This is a genomic window from Hyphomonas sp. L-53-1-40, from assembly GCF_000682775.1.
In the GTDB taxonomy this organism is placed as follows: Bacteria; Pseudomonadota; Alphaproteobacteria; order Caulobacterales; family Hyphomonadaceae; genus Hyphomonas.
Genome location: NZ_AWFI01000001.1, coordinates 839,782 through 859,626 on the forward strand (window position 1 = coordinate 839,782; position 19,845 = coordinate 859,626).

The window sequence follows — 19,845 nt, forward strand, 5'->3', positions numbered from 1 at the left end:
GGTCTCTAATTAAGGCGTCGGTGGATGTGGATCCGGCCCCGGGCCAGAAGGTGCGTGCGGCATTGCTCGAAATGGGCCGTGAGGGAGATTTCGGTCGTCTCGGTAAGGCGGCAGAATGGCTTGCCAACTGGCAGCACCGCTTTCCTCCCCGTATCGAAAATCCGGTACTGGCAGTGTTCGCCAGTTCGCACGGCCTTCAGTCGGAGGGGGTCTCGCTCTCGAGTCAGACTGATACGCGCGCACATGTTGATGCGCTGCGGGAAGGCAAGGCACCGCTGTCGGCAATCGCAACACAGGCCGGAGCCGCCATACGCGTGTTCGATCTTGCCATCGACAAGCCGACTCCAAGTATTGCGGAGGGGCCCGCAATGACCGAGCGGGAATGTGCTGCCACCATCGCATACGGGTTCGAGGCCACCGAGGAAAAGCCGGATCTGCTGGCGCTTGCCGTCTCCGGAGCGGGGGTTGGCACCGCTGCGGCGGCTGTCGCGTGCGCATTGTATGGCGGAGCGCCGGATTACTGGGTCAGGCCGGACAATCAATCCACGGCCAATCTGGTAGAGCGGCGAGTGGATGTCGTATCGCGCGCGCTGGCTTTGCACCGCGGACATCTGGCTGATCCGTTGCAGGCTCTGAGATATCTTGGCGGCCGGGAATTGGCGGCCTGTGTCGGCGCAATCATTGCGGCTCGGCATCAGGGTATTCCGGTTGTTCTGGATGGATTTGCAACCACTATCGCCGCTGCGGTTGTGCATTCAATCGAACCAAAGGCAATTAGTCACTGCATTGCATCGCACGTGACACGGCGGCCAGCTCATGAGGCGGCAGTCGAGCGGTTGGGCCTGCAGCCTCTCCTTCAACTCGAGTTTCAGACCGGTGGCGGACTGGGTTCCGCTACGGCAATTGGATTGCTCAAGACAGCGTGTGCCCCTTTCATTGCTGAGCCTGTAGCGGCAAATGCGACCTGACGCGACGAGAACCTGACGTTTACGCTCACGTCACCTTGCCTTTAGCCGAAAATGGCTGAATTAGAGGGGATAAGTACGATGCGCATCAAGCGCACAGTGAGGAGCCGTCATGAATCTCGATTTTTCGCCGGAAGAGATTGCCTTCCGCAATGAGGTCCGCGAATTCATTCGCGAAAACTATCCGAAAGAACTTGAGGGTATCGGGTCGCGTGAGGATCTTACGCGCGAAGAATTCCTCGCCTGGCACAAGGTGCTCGGTAAAAAGGGATGGTCCACACCTGCATGGCCTGAAAAATACGGCGGCACTGGCTGGACCTCCACTCAGCGTTATATTTGGTCGGAGGAGAATGCTCGCGTTGATGCGCTGATGCCTTTGCCATTCGGCGTGTCGATGGTTGCGCCAGTTATCTACACATTCGGCAATGAAGAGCAGAAGGCTCGCCACCTGCCAGGCATTCGGTCCGGTGAAGTCTGGTGGTGCCAGGGCTATTCCGAGCCGGGCGCAGGTTCTGACCTTGCAAGCCTCAAGACGACAGCGGTTCGCGACGGTGACCATTATGTGCTGAATGGCCAGAAGACCTGGACCACGCTGGCGCAGCACGCGGACTGGGGATTCTTCCTTTGCCGTACGGACCCGACGGCGAAGAAACCTCAAGAAGGCATCAGCTTCATCCTTGTCGACATGAACACACCGGGAATTGAAGTGAAGCCGATCAAGCTGATCGATGGTACGCACGAAGTGAACGAGACGTGGCTGACGGATGTCCGCGTTCCGGTCGAAAACCTCGTAGGCACGGAAAATGAAGGCTGGACCTACGCGAAATTCCTGCTTGCGCATGAGCGCTCCGGTATCGCTGGCGTTGCACGCTCCAAGCGGGGCGTGGAACGCTTGCGCAATATCGCCTCAGAAGAGCTGGTTGATGGTAAGCCATTGCTTCAGTCGCAAGATTTTGCGCGCAAGATCAGCCAACTCGAAATCGACCTGACCGCTTTGGAATTCACCGAACTTCGCACGCTGGCTTCCGAGGCAGCAGGTAAGGGCCCTGGACCGGAAAGTTCGATCCTGAAAGTGAAGGGAACCGAGATCCAGCAGCGCTTGACCGAGCTTACGCTCGAGGCCGTTGGAAACTATGGTGCACCATATGGCTATGGCATGGAAGGTACGGGGAATGACGGATTTGGCGTCGGTCCCGACCATGCGAACTTCGCGGCTGAAACGTATTTCAACATGCGCAAGACATCGATCTACGGTGGATCCAACGAGATCCAGCGCAACATTATTTCAAAGATGATCCTCGGCCTTTAGGGCGCACGAGGCAGGGAGGATAGAAGATGGACTTCAATTTCACCGAAGAGCAGAACATGATCCGCGACAGCCTCTCGAGGCTGATCCGCGAGCAGTATGATTTCGACACGCGCCGCAAGGTGGTCGAGTCTGAAGCGGGCTGGCGTCCTGAAATGTGGGCACAGTTTGCAGAGCTTGGTCTCTTGATGGCGCCTTTCAGCGAAGAAGATGGCGGTCTCGGCGGCGGCCCGATTGATGCGATGGTCGTCATGGAAGAGTTTGGCAAGGGCCTCGTGGTCGAGCCTTACGTGCCCAGCGTCGTTTGCGGTGGCGGTTTCCTCAAGCGCGGCACGGATGCGCAAAAGGAAGAATACCTTAGCGGCATCATGTCGGGCGAGAACGTCTTTGCATTCGCTTACGCAGAACCGCGCGGTCGCTATAATCTGGCCGATCTTGAGACGACCGCCAAGAAAGACGGCGCCGGCTATGTCCTGAACGGACACAAGGCTGTCGTCATCGGCGCGCCTTGGGCGACGCATTTTGTTGTCACAGCCCGCACATCGGGGGACCGCCGCGACAGCAAGGGCGTTTCGGTCTTTGTGGTCGCCAAGGATGCGCAAGGCGTTTCCACACGGGATTACCCAACCGTCGACGGTCGTCGTGCATCAGAAGTCTACTTCGAGAATGTCTCCGTCGGAGCGGAAGCGGTGATTGGCGAAGTCGACAATGGTCTGCCGTTGATCGAAACCGTTACCGACGAGGCCATCGCCGCAATCTGCGCAGAAGCCTGCGGTGCCATGAAAGTGGCGCACGCCATGACGGTCGAATATTCGCGTCAGCGTAAGCAGTTTGGCGTTCCGATTGGCAAGTTCCAGGTGCTGCAGCACCGCATGGTCGATATGTTCATGGAGCATGAACAGTCGATTTCCATGACCTACATGGCTACGCTCAAGCTCGATGAAGACGAAGTTACACGCAAGAAGGCGGCATCAGCTGCCAAGGTGCGCATCGGTCAAGCCGGTCGTTTTATTGGTCAGGAAGCCGTGCAGATCCATGGCGGCATGGGCATGACGGACGAACTGGCTGTCGGACACTATTTCAAACGCCTGACCATGATCGATTCCGAGTTCGGCAATATCGATCACCATCTGAAGCGGTATACCGGACTGACAGAGATGGATCTTCCCGCAGCAGCGGAATAGCTATCAGAGTCCAGCAACTGTGCAGGTTGAATATTGGAGCTAAGGGCTTTTTAATAATTAATATTCTGCCGAATTAGACTGATTAAACGGCCCGGGACGCAAAGACTGCGTCCCGGGCCTCTTCTTATGTCTTGTTTAATTGAGAAATTATTGCCCACAGACCGCCTCTTGGTCTGACGGGCCGCTGAAAACCTGCAATAATTCGCTCGAATTTGCCCGACTTTGATTACTTGACTGACACCGTATTCCCCTATGAACCCCTCACTCTTTGTAAGAAAAGTGGTATGGGTCTTGCTTTGGGACCTTTGGTAAACATGCCGGTTCGAGCAACCGGAATACATAATCCAGGGAAGAGGTGGAAATGTTGTATACTAAGCGGGTTAGCCTTGCGGGAGTCGCCACCGGCGCTCTGATCGCGGCGATGTCTGGGACGGCGTATGCGCAGTCGAGCGACTATTATAGTCGGGACAAGTACGAGGCGGTTACAGACCGCCGTCAGCCCGAATATGATCCGGAGCCCATCCGGCTCGGAGCATTTACGGTAAATTCCAGTCTGTTCGCTGGCCTTGGTTATACCGACAATGCGTTGGGAACGAGCGACAATGAAGAATCTGATGTCATCGCCCGCATCGGTGCTGATATTGCGGCTCGTACAAACTGGAGCGTCCACGAAGTGGCCGCTTCCGTGTCTGTCAGCCGTGACGAGTACCAGGATTTCAGCGACCAGTCAGCCAATGATGTCAACACGCGGCTGCGGGGCCGTCTGGACGTCACGCGCGACGTCGCACTTGGCGGTGCGGTCTTCTACCAGCAATCTACGGATCAGCGGTCTGACCCATCGAACACGTCCGGACTGGGCGAGCCGATTGAGTACACCCGCGCAGGCGTCGAGCTGAGTGCTAATTATACCAATGACCGTATTCGCTGGACGAACTCTGTGACATTTGCGGAAGTCGACTATGACGACACGGTCTCCCTTGACGGCACGCCGATCGATCAGGATTTCCGTGACCGGTCTGACACGCTCTTCAATTCGCGCCTCAGCTATGCGATTTCGCCGAACGTGGCTGTTTTTGGCCAAGGCATGATCCAACAGCGTGAGTACGATAATCTGATCGTCGTCGATGGTGCGGAACGGTCCAGGGATTCAGATTCCTACACTGTTTACGGTGGTGTGGACTTCGAACTGAACACGTTGATCCGCGGTGACGTGGCCATTGGCTACCTGAGCGAAGAAAAGGATGACACTTTCTACGAAGACACTGACGGTCTGGCCGTCGATGCGAATGTAGAATGGTTCCCGACCCGTCTCACCACTGTGAGCTTCAATGGTGCACGCCGTACAGTCGATAGCGGCATTCGGACCAGCGCGAGCTCCATTCAAACGACGCTAGGCGCCCGTGTTGATCACGAACTGTACCGCAACATTATCCTGTCAGGATATGGCGAGCTCACCAGTTACGAGTACGATGAGACCGACAGGGATGACGACATCACCGAATTCGGTGTGATCGGTACGTACAAAATGAACAAGCGGGTGCACCTGAACGCCTTCGCACGTCGCGTTGATCGTGACCGGAGTGGTACGGCGTTTGCGGCCGATGAGAGCTTTTCTGCGAACCTTCTCGGCATTTCGGTTCGTGTCCATCCTTAATTTCCATACCAGGCGACCGACCATCCGGCCGGTCGCCTGAAAGCTTCCAACCCCAACGCGCGGTATATTATCTTGACCAAGACATTCAGTTTTGAACTTCCGTCCCAGGTTCCCGCAGAAGCGGAGACTGAAGGCAACAACATGCCGACAGATCTGAAGTCGCTGTTGGGGGCTGTGTATCGGCGTTTCTGGCTGATTGCGCTGAGCTTCCTCTCCGTCTTCACGCTGGTCGCGTACATGACGTTCAACCAGACGCCACTCTACCAATCGAGTTCAGTGGTCCAGCTGGATACTGAGCAGCAAAACGTGATTGATCTGGGCAGCGTTCTCAGTGGTCTGGCAGTCAGCACGGCAGTGATCGACACCGAAGTCATGATCATGAAGTCAAAGTCACTCCTGACGAAGGTTGCCGTCAAACAGAAGCTCATCGAGGATCCTGAGTTCAACTGGACACTGCGCGAACGAAAGACAAGCGCACTTGGGAAGTTGAAGAACCAGGTCAAATCATTGGTCGGCATGGATACGCGCGTGGTCGACCCGTTTGAAGGCATGAGTGTCGATGAGCGCGAGAGCGCCATTCTGGATAGCGTCGTCGGCACGTTGATGGGGCGTGTTGGTGTGTCGCGCATCGGCACTACCTATCTTATCAATGTTCAGGTCACGAGCACCTCGCCAGAAACATCTGCTCGCCTCGCCAACGCAATCGCAGATCAGTATCGAGTTCAACAGCTTGAAACGAAGCTGGACGCCACGCGGCGCGCTACCGAATGGCTGTCTGACCGTGTCTTTGCCCTCCGTGAGGAAGTCGAGGAAAAGGAAAACCGCGTTGCCAAATTCATTGCCGATAACGACATGGAAACGGCGATGGGTAACACGCTCACCGAGCAAAACATTGCCTATCTGACTACTCAGAAAACACAGGCTGAAGTCGAGCTGAACCGTGTCCGGTCACGCTTTGACAGTATGCGCCGGCAGATCAACAGCGGCGCTGGCGTGGACGGGATTTCCGAAGTTCTGGAGTCTCCACTTATCACGAGCTTGAAACAACAGCTCTCGACTGTCCGCGGCCGGGTGGGTGACCTCGAAACCCGTCTCGGGCCGCAGCACCCTGAACTGATTGGTGCGCGCGCTGAACAGGCGGATATCGAGCGTCAGATCCAGAACGAAATGACCCGGATCGCCACTAATCTCGAAAACGAAGTTCGTGTTCGTCAGGACCAGGTTAGCCGGCTCCAGTCACAAATCAGCAACTCGAACTCCAAGCTCCGCGGCAACAGCCTTGCAATGGTACGCCTGCGCGAGCTGGAGCGCGATGCTGAAACCAGCCGCGTATTGTATGAAGAGTTCATTGCGCGGTCCAAGGAGACCCGGGAGCAGGACGGTCTCGTCCAGCCGGATGCCGTTATCCTGTCCAATGCCTCAGTGCCAAAGTTCCCGAGTTCACCTCGTACGACGCTGAACCTCTTGATTGGTGCGATACTTGGCTGTTTGCTGGGCGGTGCGCTCGCCATCATGGCCGAAATGTTCGACATGAAGATTTCATCTTCGGAAGACATTGAAAAGAAGCTTGCTCAGAATGCCCTTGGCACGGTGCCACTGATCCGCACCGGCAACGCCCTAGGCTTCGCTCAGACCAATCCCGCCGATTATCTCATAGAAAACCCGTTATCAGCGTTTGCCGAAAGTATTCGCTATCTGCGAGCAGCAATCGCTTTCTCGGACTTGGACAGCGAAACGAAAACCGTGGCGATCACCTCATCCCTGCCGGATGAAGGCAAGACAAGCCTGACCCTGGCGCTCGGTCGTATGTCGGCCATGTCGGGTGCGCGGACGCTGGTCATTGATGGTGATTTCCGCCGTCGCCAGTTGACTGATGCAGCCGGCCTGAAGCCTGAGATTGGTTTCATTGAGTATCTCTTCGGCGCAGGACAGCTTTCTGATGCGATCTCCAAGGATCCCAAGAGCATGCTGGACATTCTGCCGCTGTCTCTGACCGGCCATACACCGCATGACGTGTTCGGGACGCGTGCCTTTGACGATCTTCTGGTTCGCTTGCGCTCCATGTACGATCTCATCCTGATCGATACTGGGCCACTGCTGCTGATGGCTGAGGCGCGGGTTGTTGCAGGTAAGACAGACAAGGCCATTCTGGTTGTGCGCTGGCGTCACACGAACCGCTCAGCAGCACGTCAGTCGTTGGCACTCTTGCGATCGTTCAAGGCCGACCTGCTGGGTGTCACGCTCAACATGGTGAACCTCAACCGCCGCCGCCATTATAGCGACCCGGGTGCAGGATATGATGCCTATCGCAAATACTATCAGATGGAGACGAAGCCTTCTCTGTTCAGCTTCATGCGCCGGGATCCTAACAAGCCCAAGAAGGGCGAAATTCGCCCCACAGCGATCCAGACCCCGCCGAGCCTCGCGGAGCATAGCACAGAGTCTCCTGAGAAAGTTGACGCAAACTAAGGTGTGAGACGAAGCGATCATGCGATGATCGCTTCCCTTACCCTGAATTGGATCGAGCGATGACGACAATTGCATTCTTCGGACATGATGCGGCAGATGCCGCTGTGCGCCGACGTGTGAAGTCGTTCGTCGGCGATGGAATGGATGTCGTTGGCTTCATGATGCGCCGCCGTGATGTCTCTCCGGAATGGAAGAATGTCGATCTTGGCATGACGCGTGATGGCGCCTTCATCCAGCGAATCAAGCAGGTGTTTGCTGGCGCGCGGAAGGCCGCTGAGCAACGCGAGCTACTCGTTGCGGCTGACGTAATATACGCGCGAAATCTCGACATGCTGGCGTGTGCGTTCCTGGCAAAGCGCCATACAGGACTGAAGACGCCCGTCATCTACGAGAGCCTCGATGTGCATCGCTTGCTGACGCGCTCCGATTTTGTGGGTCGGATATTTCGTGGCCTCGAACACGCTCTGCTGAAGCGGACACGGGCGCTTGTTGTGAGTTCTCCCGGCTTCTTGCGGAACCATTTCGAACTTCACTACGGGGGCGACTTCACGGCCTATGTCGTAGAGAACCGTTTGAGTGCTGACAGTAACTTTGGCCCACGGCCGGATACTGCGCTCCCGGTGGAGATTCTGGAAGACCGAAAACTTGTACTCGGCTGGGTCGGCATGTTGCGGTGCCAGCGTTCGCTGGACCTGCTATGCGCTCTGGCTGACGCGTTTCCCGATACATTGGAAATTCGGCTACATGGAATCCCGGCACGCACCGAAATTCCTGTGTTCGAACCCGAGATTGAGCGTCGACCAAACATGACCTTCTTTGGAAAGTTCCGGTCGCCAGAGGATCTATCCAGCATTTACGCGTCGCTGGACGTGGTCTGGGCAGGGGACTTCATGGAGGCCGGGTATAATTCGGTCTGGCTGTTGCCGAACCGGATCTACGAGGGAGGCTATTACGCGACGCCCTCGATCGCGCCGGCCGGTACAGAGACAGCGGCTTGGATCGCGCGGAATGACTGCGGGTTTGTGATTGCGGAGCCCCTTGAGGACTCGCTGCCAAAACTGGTGGGACATTTGTTGACAGATCGTTGCGAGATTGCGGCTTACGCCACGCGTCTTGCAAGCTTGCCAGAAGACTTGTTCGTGCAACCGGCTGGATTCATGCGCGAAGTTATCTCGAGCAGTCTTGGTCAGGAGGCTGCCGCATGAATATTGTAAGTCGTATTCCGACTGACGGTGATTCATCCCTTGTCATGGCCAAAGTCTACGAGGAACCGCGGAAAATCCCATACTGGGAGCAGGCGCTTATCTCGGTTTGGTTCCTGAATTCATTCGTGCCATTGCCGCTTGAGACTCCACTACGCTATCTGATGGTTTTGTGGTTTCTTTGGCTTCTTGCCTTGCACAAGGAGCAGGTCGTTCCGATCGTGCTCAAGGCGTGGCCTCTCTTCCTGTTGCCGATATTCGGTCTTATTTCGATCCTGTGGTCACCCTATATGGGTGCAGCCATCCGAAGCGGCGCACTGTACCTTCTGACCCCTTTGGTCGCTGTCATTATCATCACGCGATTTGATATCACCACTATCCTGCGATGTATGTTCTTCGCAGGTGTGATGGCAATCATTGTGTGTATTCCGTTTTACGACTCCATGCCGTCCGGCGGCCCGTACCCGCAAAAGAACTATTTTGCCCAGCAGATGTTGTTCGTGGCATTGCTCAGCTTCATGACATTGTTGAATGAGAAGTCGTGGCCGTGGACCCGGCTATTGGCCGCGCTCATTTTCCCCATTGCTCTGATCTTCATGCTACGGGCGCCCTCGGCAACGGCACTCGTATTTGCCGGTGTCGGGATCATCGGTCTGTTTCTGGTCAAGTTCGCCTGGCAATCCATCAGCAAGGTGCGCCACTTGCGGTCCATCATATTCATTACTGGCGTCAGTGTGGTCCTAATAGGCGCCATGATTGTGCTGAACCAGACCCACCAAGACTATGTGGCTGACTTCCTGGGAGCGCTAGGTAAGGATACCACTTTTACCGGGCGAACACATATCTGGTCAGCTGGGCGCTTGGCGGCGGAAGAACATCCAATCATCGGCATGGGGCTTGAAGGATTTTGGAACCGGGCAAACGGCGCGGCACAATCGATCAACGAAATGGACTTCAAGCCGTACGGAACGAAGCTGACCTTCCACAATGCGTATCTCGAAGTGCGCGTGCATCTCGGATATATCGGCCTTGGCCTTTATATGTTGATGTGGGCGTGGTGCGGTTATCGTCTGCTTATGCAGTTCTTCCGGGATTCGTCTTTGGAGATGTCTGCACTACTCGTCTTCGGCGCAATCGTATTCATCTCGACGTTCACCGAGTCTTTGGCATGGGCGAGTTTCAACACGCCCCTCAACCTGCTGTATCTTGGTGCGTTGGCGACACTATCGCCTGTGCGTCGCACATACGTAGGGAAGGCGCCCGTTTACCTGAGTTCCAGTCCGGGCTACGCCAAGGTGTAGCGACCAGGTAACCACTTTTTGGGGGTTGTATTACAACAGGGCGCCGATGGCGAAAATGATGCCTGCCCACAGCGAAGCGCTAAGACCGACGATCAACGTAATGCGCAGCCAGACGGGCCATTTGCCGAAATTCTCGATATCGGTCTGGACGTCGCTCTGGTAGTGGCGAATTGTTGTGGGCTCTGCAGCCAGATGCATCATGGATGTATTCCTTGCCAGAGACGAATTCGCATTGCGCATGCTTCTTTTTTGGCGACCAACTATTAAAGGCGACTTAAACCGACAGGTGATTTCTCCCATAATCATTCACCCAGTCTCGACGTCGAATCCGGCATCAATGTGGTTGGTTTGGGACGGTATCCCGCCGTTATTGGGGATTTGAGCATGCTGACGAAACGCGGACAGGCTGCAATGGGCGACCACTATATTAACCATCTGCACAGATAGCTGAATTCACTAGGAATTTTCTCTCGTTTATTGAGCATTGCAGGACAGTAATCTTACTGCTCGCCTGTACTGCAATTGGCAAAATCTGCCCTTTCAGGCACCATCCTTGCAAAGTCAAAAGCCGAATCCAGCTTTTGAGTGCGTTCAGCTTCCATGGGAACAGCAGCCATTTCTTCCGACGAAATTCCCTCGAGCCAATCGCAAGGCCTGATGAGGTCTGCTGGCAAGGCCGCCATTTGGGTAGCTTTCAGTAAGTGGTTGGGCTTGCTGAGCGGTCTGGTGTCGCTTGTTGTGGTCGCCCGCTTGCTCACGCCAGAGGATTTTGGCGTGTACGGGTTTTTGTTGATTGTACTTGTCATTCCGGAAGTCTTTTCGAGCGACAGTCTCAATGAGGTTCTCATTCAGAGGACTGATTTGAAAGCAGAGCATTCCAACTCAGTATTTCTGTCCTCGCTGTGTTTCGCAGTCTTGTTTTTTGGACTGATCCAACTCAGCGCTCCCTACATTGCGACGCTCTTTGATGTGCCGCCCTTGGTCGATTACCTGCGGGTCATGTCGTTGGTTCTGTTCATGGGCGCGCTAAGTGCGGTTCCAGCTGCCTTGCTACAGCGACATATGCAGTTTCGCGAAATTACCATTGTGGATGTCGTGGGTTACATCGTTGGCGCAATTGTCGGCGTAAGTTGCGCGATCCTGTTTCAGAATGCGTGGGCGCTGGTCGCGATGGAAATGTCCCGTCGTTTCGCGAGGATGCTGGCTTTCCTGTACTTTGCCAAATGGTGGCCGTCTTTCCGGACAAATCTGATTGAGTTCAAATCCTTGCTCCGATTCAAGATGGCATCAATCGGTCTGAGATTGGTAGCAGCGGGGGATTTGGGTCTGCCGCGATTGTTTGTTGGTTTGTTTCTCGGTCCAGCGGCGCTTGGTATGTTCAATCTTGCTATGCGGATACAGAGTCAGGCGATGCAGGCGCTCGTGTCGCCGTTTGGTGCAGTCGCATTCCCGGTAGCGTCGAAAACTCAGAACGATCTTCCGACGCTCTACAAGACGATGTCTACCGCGATCTGGCTCGCCGGATTTATTGCGTATCCGGCATTCATCGGTGCCGCCGCTGCGGCTCCGGTCATTGTGCCGGTCGTGTTTGGTGACCAGTGGAATGATGCGATCATCGCGATTCAGATTTCCATGTTGATGGGAATTCGCCTTCCGTCTTCCGCGTTCAATGGCGGGGTGCTGCGCGGCGTCGGGCGACCGGGCCTCTTGCTGAAGGTCAGTGTTTTTGCGCTGCTGGTTCTCGTGGTGATGCTGCCTTTCGCATCGCGGGTGAGCTTGGAGGCAGTCATGATCGCCCTGGCTTTCCAGAAATTCCTCGGCTGGTTCCTCAGCAGTTGGGCCGTTTACCGTGCTGTGAAATTTCCTATTACCCGTCAAATTCTTGCAGGGTCGTCGGTTTTGATTGCCGCACTCGTAATGGGCGGCGGGATATGGTGGGCCGCTGGCCACCTTCCTGATGACTGGTCCGACCTCACCAGGGTCGCGGCGATCATTGGGCTTGGAATAGCGCTCTACGTCGCAGGCCTTTTTATTGCGGCCCCTGCAATGGCGAAGCGCGGCATGTCGTCAATGGTAATGCTGCTGAAGGGGGACCGGAAGATGGCGATCGCGAATCTCCGGAAAGTGTCATGAAAATCTATTCGGACACTGAATATTTTCAAGAGTTTAGATATGGAGGCAAGACCAATGCTTGATGAAAACAAGATTGCGATTGTTATTCCCCTCTACAATGACGCCCCCAACATTGAACGTGCCATTCGTAGTGCCGTCGAACAGAAAGTTCCGGACACTATTGCGGTTGAGGTGATCGTCGTGGACGATTGTTCTTCAGACGAGGGACCAGAGATCGTCAGGCAAATGGCGCGGACAATTCCGAACCTTACATTTGTCCAACAGGCTCAGAATTCCGGGCCGTCGGTCGCTCGAAATTGTGCGATACGGCAAACAGATGCGGCTTGGTTCACGCCGCTCGATAGTGATGATTTCATGTCGCCGACGCGCATTGCCGGCCTGCTGGCCGAAGCGCGCGCGAGAGATCTCGACTGGGTAGCAGATAATCTCCTGATGAGTTCCGAGGATACTCCGGAAGAGGTCGAGCGTGTCTTGTGGCCAGATAAGCCTGAAGGGGCCGTTCGGTTGACGACCGAGCTGTTCGTCAAACAATCCTATGATGTAGACATTGAGCGTTCGGAACTCGGCTTCATCAAACCCCTGATCAATCGGCGCTGTCTCGGCGACGCCTCACGACCTTACAGAGACCAGTTGAGGTTCGGTGAAGACTTCGAATTGTATACGCGGTTGCTGATGTCAGGTGCCAAGGCGGATCTTGTCGATCCCGAGGGCTATTACCTTGTTCGCCGGAAAGGGTCAGCTTCCCATTCCCAGTCGGGCAGGGATCATCAGCGCCTTGTGAAAATCAGTCGGGAAATGCTGAACTATCCGAGCCTGACGCTGACGGACCGGCGCGCGCTTCTGGGTCATTTGAGATACTCGGAAAGAGAGCTAGCCTGGTGGACAATGATCGAGGCTGTTCGCGAAAGAAATCCGACCAAAGTCATCAGAGCTCTGGTGATTTCACCATCGGCGACGCTTCACGTCATCGGAAATCTTGCAAGACAGGCCATTGCACGCGTGAGTTCACGAACTCCAACAGCGTAAAAATTAAGTAACATCTCCGAGAAGTCGTTGTTTTCAAAGGCTTGGTAAATAGAGATTCAACCAAATTCCATGTATGGTGAATAGTGCCTGGAAACTCGCGCATTCGTGCGAACCGGTGGGCACAAGATCAGCGAGACGGTGCATGTCTGCTTTATAAAGCGCTGACGTGACGACATCTCGCATGAAAGAGGTGGATGCGTGTCCAATCAAAGACCGAACCAGTTGGGTCACGAAGAAACCCTGATCGAGACGGCGCGGAAATCCCGCAGGGCTATTCTCGCAGTTGGGGGCTTCAGTGTCGCTCTTAATGTGTTGATGCTGGCGGGACCGCTTTACATGCTGCAGGTTTACGACCGAGTACTGGTCAGTGGCTCCCTGCAAACGCTGATCGCGCTTACAGCTTTAATCGCCGTGCTGTTCATTGGATACGCTCTGATTGATGCGATCCGGTCGTCGATGCTGGTTCATGTGGCTGCTCGGATTGAGCGTGAAATGGCACCTTTGGTTTTTGACGCCATTCATCGTCGGTCCCTCCAGGATTCAGGTGCCAAGGACGGTCGGGCAATGAAAGACCTGGCGGAACTTCGGCAATTCATGGCAGGCCCGACGGTCAAGGCGGCTTTTGACCTGCCGCTGGCGCCACTCTATTTTTTGATCCTCTTCCTGATGCACTGGACGCTCGGTGTACTGGCCTTGATTGGCTCAGCCGTCATTTTTGCGCTGGCTCTATATACTCAAAAGGCAAGCGAAGCCTCGTTGATCACCTCTGGTGAAGTCAGCAATACGGGGGCTGTCTTCGCCCAGAATGCGTGGCGCAGTTCTGAATCGGTTCACGCGCTGGGCATGCAAAAGACTGTCCGCGACAGATGGGTTGATGCGACCACCGAAGCGGATGCCACAGCTATTCGAGCCTCTGACACAATAAATACCGCCGCCGCCGCCACACGTGCTTTTCGGATGTTTCTGCAATCCGCCTTGCTTGGCGCGGGCGCCGTGCTCGCAATTGCTGGCGTTGCTACGCCGGGTGTGATCATTGCGGGCTCCATCATCGGTGCGCGGGCCATCACTCCAATTGAGCAGATTGTTTCGCAATGGCGCTCGATCGTTCGTGCCAGGGCCGCGCGAAAGCGGCTTGCATCTCTGACGGGTGCAACTGAGCAGAAGGCAGCGCCGATGACCCTTCCGGCTATCACCGGAAAGCTGTTAGTAGAGAATGTGTTCGCCGCCTTGCCAGGCCAGCAGAAACCTTTTCTCCAAGCAATTTCGTTCTCGGTTGAGCCGGGTGAGATCGTCGGTGTGATCGGAGCGAGTGGCTCGGGCAAGACGACATTGGCGCGGGTGTTGACCGGGGTCTGGCCCTATGCACTCGGGGCAGTGCGACTAGATGGTGCCGAGATCAAGGAGTACCAGCCGGACCAATTGGGACAACAGCTTGGCTACCTGCCGCAGGCGGTCGAACTTTTGCCCGGGACCATTAGTGAGAATATTGCCCGCCTTCGCCCGAACGCCGACGCAGAAAAAATCGTGGCTGCGGCCAAACGTGCGAACGCGCACGACATGATCCAGTCTTTTGCAGATGGCTATAACACCGAGTTGGGTATTGGTGGCGAACGTCTTTCAGCCGGTCAACGCCAACGTATTGGGTTGGCGCGGGCATTGTTCTCTGATCCCAAACTGGTGATCCTGGATGAGCCGAATGCCAATCTCGACCATGAGGGTGATGAGGCGCTGAATGACACGCTCAAGCTGCTCAAGGATGAGAAGGTCGCTGTTGTGATCATCGGTCACCGCCCAACCACGCTGCGCCATGTCGACAAAATTGTGTTGATGCATGAGGGCAAAGTGCAGGCGCTCGGGCCGCGAGATGAAATTCTGTCGAAGGTTCTGCGAACTCAGAAGCGGTCCGCTACTGGCATCAAGCTGATAGAGAAGGGCAAGACATCATGACCACCGGTCCGATCGTATTTGAGGACAGCGACCGTCTGACGCTGATCGACCTCGGCCTGCGTAGACTTATGGTGCAGGGCCTTGTGGTGGTTGGTGTGCTGTTTGGTGGCTTGTTCATCTGGTCAGCAGTGGTGCCACTCGAAAGCGCAGTGGTCGCGCCGGGTACGGTGCAGGTTTTGGGTGCCAACAAGACGGTCCAGCATCTGGAAGGCGGGATCGTAAAGGAAATTTTGGTCGCGGATGGAGATACTGTTGAAATCGGTCAACCGCTGATCCGCCTGGATACTTCCGGTGTGGCTGCCTCTCTTGCCAGCCTTGAGGCCCAACTGTTCACCTTGGCAGGAGAAGAGGCGAGGCTGCTGTCGGAGCGGGAGGGGCGTGACGTCGTTGCCTGGACCCCCACAATCGAATTTCTTGAAACTCTGGAGGACGGCGAGCGACGCGTGGCGCGCGTTATTGCAACTCAGCAGGCCATACTGGACACGCGTACTCAAGCACTCGAAACGGATGTCCAATTGCTCTCATATAAAATAGATCAACAGGGTGAACGTGTCGCGGGCCTGAAAGACCTCATGAGTTCAAATTTCCAACAGATATTGATCCTTGAAGACGAGCTCAACGGGCTTGAGGCATTGTTCGAAAGGGGACATGCGCCTAAGAGCCGAATGCTGGCGCTGAAGCGCGAGAAGGAACGTCTTGCTGGCCAACAAGCGTCTCACAGAGCGGAGATCGCTCAGATACGCACGGCGATGGCGGAAGGCCGTCTACAGATTTCGAGATTGGAAACCGATACGCGCGAGACAGTGCTGACCCAACTGAAGGAAATCCAGTTGGGTATTGAAGACCTTATGGAGCGCCGCCAATACGCGGCTGACCAATTGGCTCGTACTGAAATCGTAGCGCCGTATGCGGGGCAGGTGTTCGGTGTGAATGTGCATGCGGTCAATGGTGTGATTGGTGCGGGCGCACCTCTGCTATCCATCGTCCCGGATGACGAGGAGCTGGTGATGATCGTCCGAATATCCCCAAGCGAAATCGACCGGGTGCAGAATGGGGATTCCGTGCGGATACGCTTTCCCTCGCTCAATGCGTCTCGTACGCCCGAAGTCAGCGGTACTCTGAAGACCGTGTCGGCTGACGTCCTGGTCGAACAGGATGGCATCGCGCCGTATTACCGCGCTGTCGTTGAACTGACCGAGCAGGAGAAGGCGCGCGTCGGCACCGAGTTGACGCCCGGTATGCAAGCGAACGCCATGATCCAGACAGGTCAGCGCACGGCTCTGTCATACTTGACCAAGCCACTTGCAGACTTCACGGCCGTATCATTCAAAGAAGAATAGGTGAGCGTTTCAGGGCGTCTCGACAGCGGGCTGGGTATTTGTCGCCGATAGTTCTGCTGTCTTGTCAGCCGATTGAATCTGCTTGGAATATTTTCTTCCGAGGTCCTGAAGTGGGCGTTCGAGATAGTGATAGCTCATAGCTGCGAGCGGAATGGTCACTGCCAGCGTCAAGGCTGCAATGAACGCCATCATGGCAAGTGCAGAGACAGGTGAAGGATCGGCACCAAGCATCGGCCCAAGCAATTCTGCGAATGCGAACAAGATGATGAAATGCAAGAGGTACAGCCCGTAGGAGATATCTCCAAGGAAGACGAGCTTCTTGGAGGCCAGCCAGCCTTCACTACGACCATAAAAAGTGATGGTGACAAGAAATGTTGCGGCAAGAGATACGACCAGAACAGAAGACGGGTCCACATGAACCCATGGCCGGAAAATCCGCTGGACGAACATGCCAGCGAAAAGTGCACCGGCAATGAGAAGGTAGCGAAACCATTTCGGAAACCGAAAATATAGGTCGGCGACCATGCGTCCATAGTTCGGTATCAGAGCACCCAGAAAGAATGCGATCAGATAGACATTCACATGGCCGATGTGCAGCGGTGCGTACATTAGCGCCACCAGCACAACAAGCGTAGCGGCTATAAGGGCCGGCCGACGCGTCAGAACGGCAAACAAAGGCATCAAAAATGATGCAATGATCTCTGTCCGGATGGTCCACGCCGGAGAGTTCAGGCTATTGGAGTAGCCGACGGCATTGAGAAGCGTTTCTATGAGACCGGGGTCCTGGTTGAAATATCCATTCATCCAGCTCGTGGCCCCAGCCGTGGGCGCATCACTGAAATACAGCCAGTGCATGGCCGCAGCAAACAATGTCACCGCGATCAGTAGCGGATACAGGCGAAAGAGACGTCGAACATAATAGCCAGCCAGATGAGCAAGTCCTTTGCCCTTCGACCGGCGCAGCGAAAGCGTGAGAACTGTCCCGCTCAACACGAAGAAGAGAACAACTGCGGCAGGTCCGTTGAAAAAGCCAATTAGGCCGTGAACCAGCATGTGGAACGGTTCAGAAAAATTGAGGCCGTGTCGTTGCGGCGTATCCAGTCCAGAAACCTTGAACAACAGAAATGCATGATAAATCACGACGAACGACGCGGCAGTGCCTCTAAGGCTTGCGAGACTGTTGGAGAACGTCACCTGCTCAGACGAAGAAGGATTTGGGATGATTGGCTGTGAAGTCATAACGCAAGTCTTTTCAAGGTTTTGTGCAGGCATATCATTTACGCCAGCATACAGGTATCTGGCCTAGGCAAACTCGGCATATGGATTGAAGCAAGCCGTCATAGATCCGAGATAGGTCGTGGGTTCAGTGGCAGGCTCATCAAGCAGCGTATAGTCGGTACGCACGATAAAAGCGGTGAGTAGGGCGCGTTCGAAATCGGCTTGATGGTCAGACAATTTTGGAATTCCACCCCCGGACACAGTTGATCCGAGCCCAATCAACTCCAGTCCGCGCAGCGTGGCCGACTTGATGAAGGAGGGCGCGGCCTCAGCCTCCCGAAAGTCTCGGACGAAGTTTTCAAATTCCGCTTTGTCCATTTTGAACGGACCGACCAGCCGTCTCAGCGTGCGCCGGATATGCCCCTGATCGGTCGTCAGCAGAACCGTGCCAGCCCCAGCCGCTGCGGCCACGCCAACGCCGCCCAAAATCATGGCCCGGCGAGAAAGTGAGAGTACGTTCCGGGTCATATGGCGACCTCCGCAGTCAGCCTTTCAGCTGCCCTCAGGCTGAGAGCGGCAACGGTCAGGCTGGGGTTCCCGGTTCCACATGTTGGGAACACAGACGAGCCGACCACAACGAGATTTCGGTACTTATGGTGAATTAGATCTCCATCTACCACAGAGCTTTCCGGGTCGGATCCCATGCGCATCGTGCTTTGGAGGTGCGACTCCGTCCGGCGTATCCGGCGGAATACAATCTCTTCTACCGGTAGGGGTTGAAGGATCTCGTCCAAACCGTCGATGGCTGCCTGCAAACCTTTCTTGGCGTAGTCGCTGGCGCCCATGAAGTGAACAATTGGCTCTCCGTTCTCGCCGAGTTCGACGCGATTGCCGTCTTCGAGCATCTCTTCGACAACGATAGAAATAGGAAGCGTCTGCCGCCATTTCGAGCGCTCTGTCCGAAGGCCAAATTTCCAACGATTTTCAAAGTAGATAAGCGCTGCGCCGCGATCGGCGCGGAAGTCGCCATCTGCGAAACTATAATCCAGACCAGTCGTGATGGTGGAACCGTCGAAATTCTCCATACCATCCAGCAAGATTTCAAGATCAGCGCCATAAGTTTCGTTTAGGCCGACACCGGTCAGCGTATCGGCCATCCCAGATGCCTGCATGATAGCAGGGCTATGAATGGCATTTGCACCGAGTACGAACACATCTCCGGTAACCGAGAATGTCTTTCCCGCAGATACGAAACTGGCGCTCTTCACAGTATTATTCGTCGAGTCAAAGCCGGTGACGCGGCTGTTCAGGATCACCGTCACGCGATGGTCGTTATACACATCCATCAGGCCGTTCTGGGCCGTGAACTTCGCATCGGCCGGGCAAATCATGCATCGCAAGGAGGCGCAGCAGGGGCCGCGTCCTTCCGTGGCAACTCGGGCACGAGCAGTGGGAATAATAAAGTGTGTGTCGGGTCGCGCCGCCTTCATCACCTGATCGGGCGTAGAAGGATGATGCGGTGGTTGTGGAAACGGTTTCGAACGTGGCGCGATGCCGTGCATATCCGGATCGCCTGAAACCGACATTATCGCCTCTGCATCGCAATAGTAGGGTTCCAGCTCATCATAGCTGACCGGCCAATCCTGGCCGACGCCGTACTTGGACTTCAGCCGGAAATCATTTGGCAGAAATCGGGGCGATTGGGCGAACCAGCAATTCGTCCCGCCGCCAAACCCGATGGTGAAGTTCCACGGCTTGTCGCTGTCGGAATGATACGTCGTTGACCGGTCGATTGAGCTGTTCCGGTTTTCGTTCACTTGCCACGAATGGGCATTATAATCGCCGCGTTCGATGACGAGCACTCGACCGGTTGTTGTCTCCAGTAATTTCGACAGAAAGAAACCGGAGCCAAAGCCGGAGCCGACCACGACAAAGTCGTAATGCTGTGAATTCACAGTTTCCGGCTGTGCCAGATTTTTTAGCATGACCCCACCTTTGATCCCCATTCATGCAGCGCTGCAGCATGGGTCTGAAAAGAGACCCGATAGCGCCGGTATTCTTTATTCATCTGGCGCTATATTTGCAATTCGCATGCTAGAG

15 protein-coding genes are annotated in these 19,845 nt (G+C 55.3%); 11 read left to right on the forward strand and 4 right to left on the reverse strand.

Going from position 1 to position 19,845, the window contains the following annotated elements; translation table 11 throughout:
* Window positions 1–26 precede the first annotated feature (26 nt).
* The 7 genes from L53_RS03930 (at window position 27) to L53_RS03960 (ending at window position 10,081) form a co-directional block, all read left to right on the forward strand.
* Window positions 27–968 carry a nicotinate-nucleotide--dimethylbenzimidazole phosphoribosyltransferase gene (locus L53_RS03930; protein WP_233347534.1) on the forward strand — a complete coding sequence of 314 codons (942 nt, stop codon included), beginning with the start codon at window positions 27–29 and terminating at the stop codon, window positions 966–968.
* 109 nt (window positions 969–1,077) lie between these two features.
* Window positions 1,078–2,274 (forward strand): acyl-CoA dehydrogenase family protein, encoded by a 1,197-nt coding sequence (locus L53_RS03935; protein WP_034811650.1) that lies wholly within the window; start codon window positions 1,078–1,080, stop codon window positions 2,272–2,274.
* A 26-nt stretch (window positions 2,275–2,300) separates the two neighbouring features.
* Window positions 2,301–3,455, forward strand: coding sequence for an acyl-CoA dehydrogenase family protein (locus tag L53_RS03940; protein ID WP_034811652.1), 1,155 nt, complete (start codon window positions 2,301–2,303; stop codon window positions 3,453–3,455).
* Between the two features lie 361 nt (window positions 3,456–3,816).
* A complete protein-coding gene (locus tag L53_RS03945; protein WP_034811655.1) occupies window positions 3,817–5,109 on the forward strand; it encodes an outer membrane beta-barrel protein in 1,293 nt (430 codons plus the stop codon).
* Window positions 5,110–5,250: 141 nt separating this feature from the next.
* On the forward strand, window positions 5,251–7,578 hold the full coding sequence (locus L53_RS03950) for a Wzz/FepE/Etk N-terminal domain-containing protein (RefSeq protein WP_156947806.1): 2,328 nt from the start codon (window positions 5,251–5,253) through the stop codon (window positions 7,576–7,578).
* Between the two features lie 59 nt (window positions 7,579–7,637).
* Window positions 7,638–8,783, forward strand: coding sequence for a hypothetical protein (locus L53_RS03955; protein WP_051607540.1), 1,146 nt, complete (start codon window positions 7,638–7,640; stop codon window positions 8,781–8,783).
* Window positions 8,780–10,081 carry an O-antigen ligase gene (locus tag L53_RS03960; protein ID WP_034811657.1) on the forward strand — a complete coding sequence of 434 codons (1,302 nt, stop codon included), beginning with the start codon at window positions 8,780–8,782 and terminating at the stop codon, window positions 10,079–10,081. Before L53_RS03955 ends, L53_RS03960 begins: the two co-directional genes overlap by 4 nt.
* 30 nt (window positions 10,082–10,111) lie before the next feature.
* On the opposite strand, the gene L53_RS03965 is transcribed toward L53_RS03960, so the two are convergent.
* Window positions 10,112–10,282 (reverse strand): hypothetical protein, encoded by a 171-nt coding sequence (locus L53_RS03965; RefSeq protein WP_156947807.1) that lies wholly within the window; start codon window positions 10,280–10,282, stop codon window positions 10,112–10,114.
* Between the two features lie 399 nt (window positions 10,283–10,681).
* Between L53_RS03965 and L53_RS03970 the strand changes: the two genes are divergently transcribed.
* The 4 genes from L53_RS03970 to L53_RS03985 all read left to right on the forward strand — a co-directional run bounded on the left by L53_RS03970 (window position 10,682) and on the right by L53_RS03985 (window position 16,527).
* Window positions 10,682–12,214, forward strand: a complete 1,533-nt coding sequence (locus L53_RS03970) for a lipopolysaccharide biosynthesis protein (protein ID WP_034811669.1) — start codon at window positions 10,682–10,684, stop codon at window positions 12,212–12,214.
* A 54-nt stretch (window positions 12,215–12,268) separates the two neighbouring features.
* Window positions 12,269–13,240, forward strand: coding sequence for a glycosyltransferase family 2 protein (locus tag L53_RS03975; RefSeq protein ID WP_034811672.1), 972 nt, complete (start codon window positions 12,269–12,271; stop codon window positions 13,238–13,240).
* A 198-nt stretch (window positions 13,241–13,438) separates the two neighbouring features.
* The gene (locus L53_RS03980) at window positions 13,439–15,187 is read left to right on the forward strand and encodes a type I secretion system permease/ATPase (protein ID WP_198019725.1); all 1,749 of its coding nucleotides are present in this window, start codon (window positions 13,439–13,441) and stop codon (window positions 15,185–15,187) included.
* Window positions 15,184–16,527, forward strand: coding sequence for an HlyD family type I secretion periplasmic adaptor subunit (locus L53_RS03985; protein WP_034811674.1), 1,344 nt, complete (start codon window positions 15,184–15,186; stop codon window positions 16,525–16,527). The genes L53_RS03980 and L53_RS03985 overlap by 4 nt, the downstream gene beginning before the upstream one ends.
* 9 nt (window positions 16,528–16,536) lie before the next feature.
* On the opposite strand, the gene L53_RS03990 is transcribed toward L53_RS03985, so the two are convergent.
* The 3 genes from L53_RS03990 to L53_RS04000 all read right to left on the reverse strand — a co-directional run bounded on the left by L53_RS03990 (window position 16,537) and on the right by L53_RS04000 (window position 19,730).
* Complete coding sequence (locus tag L53_RS03990) at window positions 16,537–17,766, reverse strand: acyltransferase (protein WP_034811676.1); 1,230 nt, start codon at window positions 17,764–17,766, stop codon at window positions 16,537–16,539.
* Between the two features lie 63 nt (window positions 17,767–17,829).
* The gene (locus tag L53_RS03995) at window positions 17,830–18,273 is read right to left on the reverse strand and encodes a hypothetical protein (protein ID WP_034811678.1); all 444 of its coding nucleotides are present in this window, start codon (window positions 18,271–18,273) and stop codon (window positions 17,830–17,832) included.
* On the reverse strand, window positions 18,270–19,730 hold the full coding sequence (locus L53_RS04000; RefSeq protein WP_034811680.1) for a GMC oxidoreductase: 1,461 nt from the start codon (window positions 19,728–19,730) through the stop codon (window positions 18,270–18,272). The genes L53_RS03995 and L53_RS04000 overlap by 4 nt, the downstream gene beginning before the upstream one ends.
* Between the last annotated feature and the right edge of the window lie 115 nt (window positions 19,731–19,845).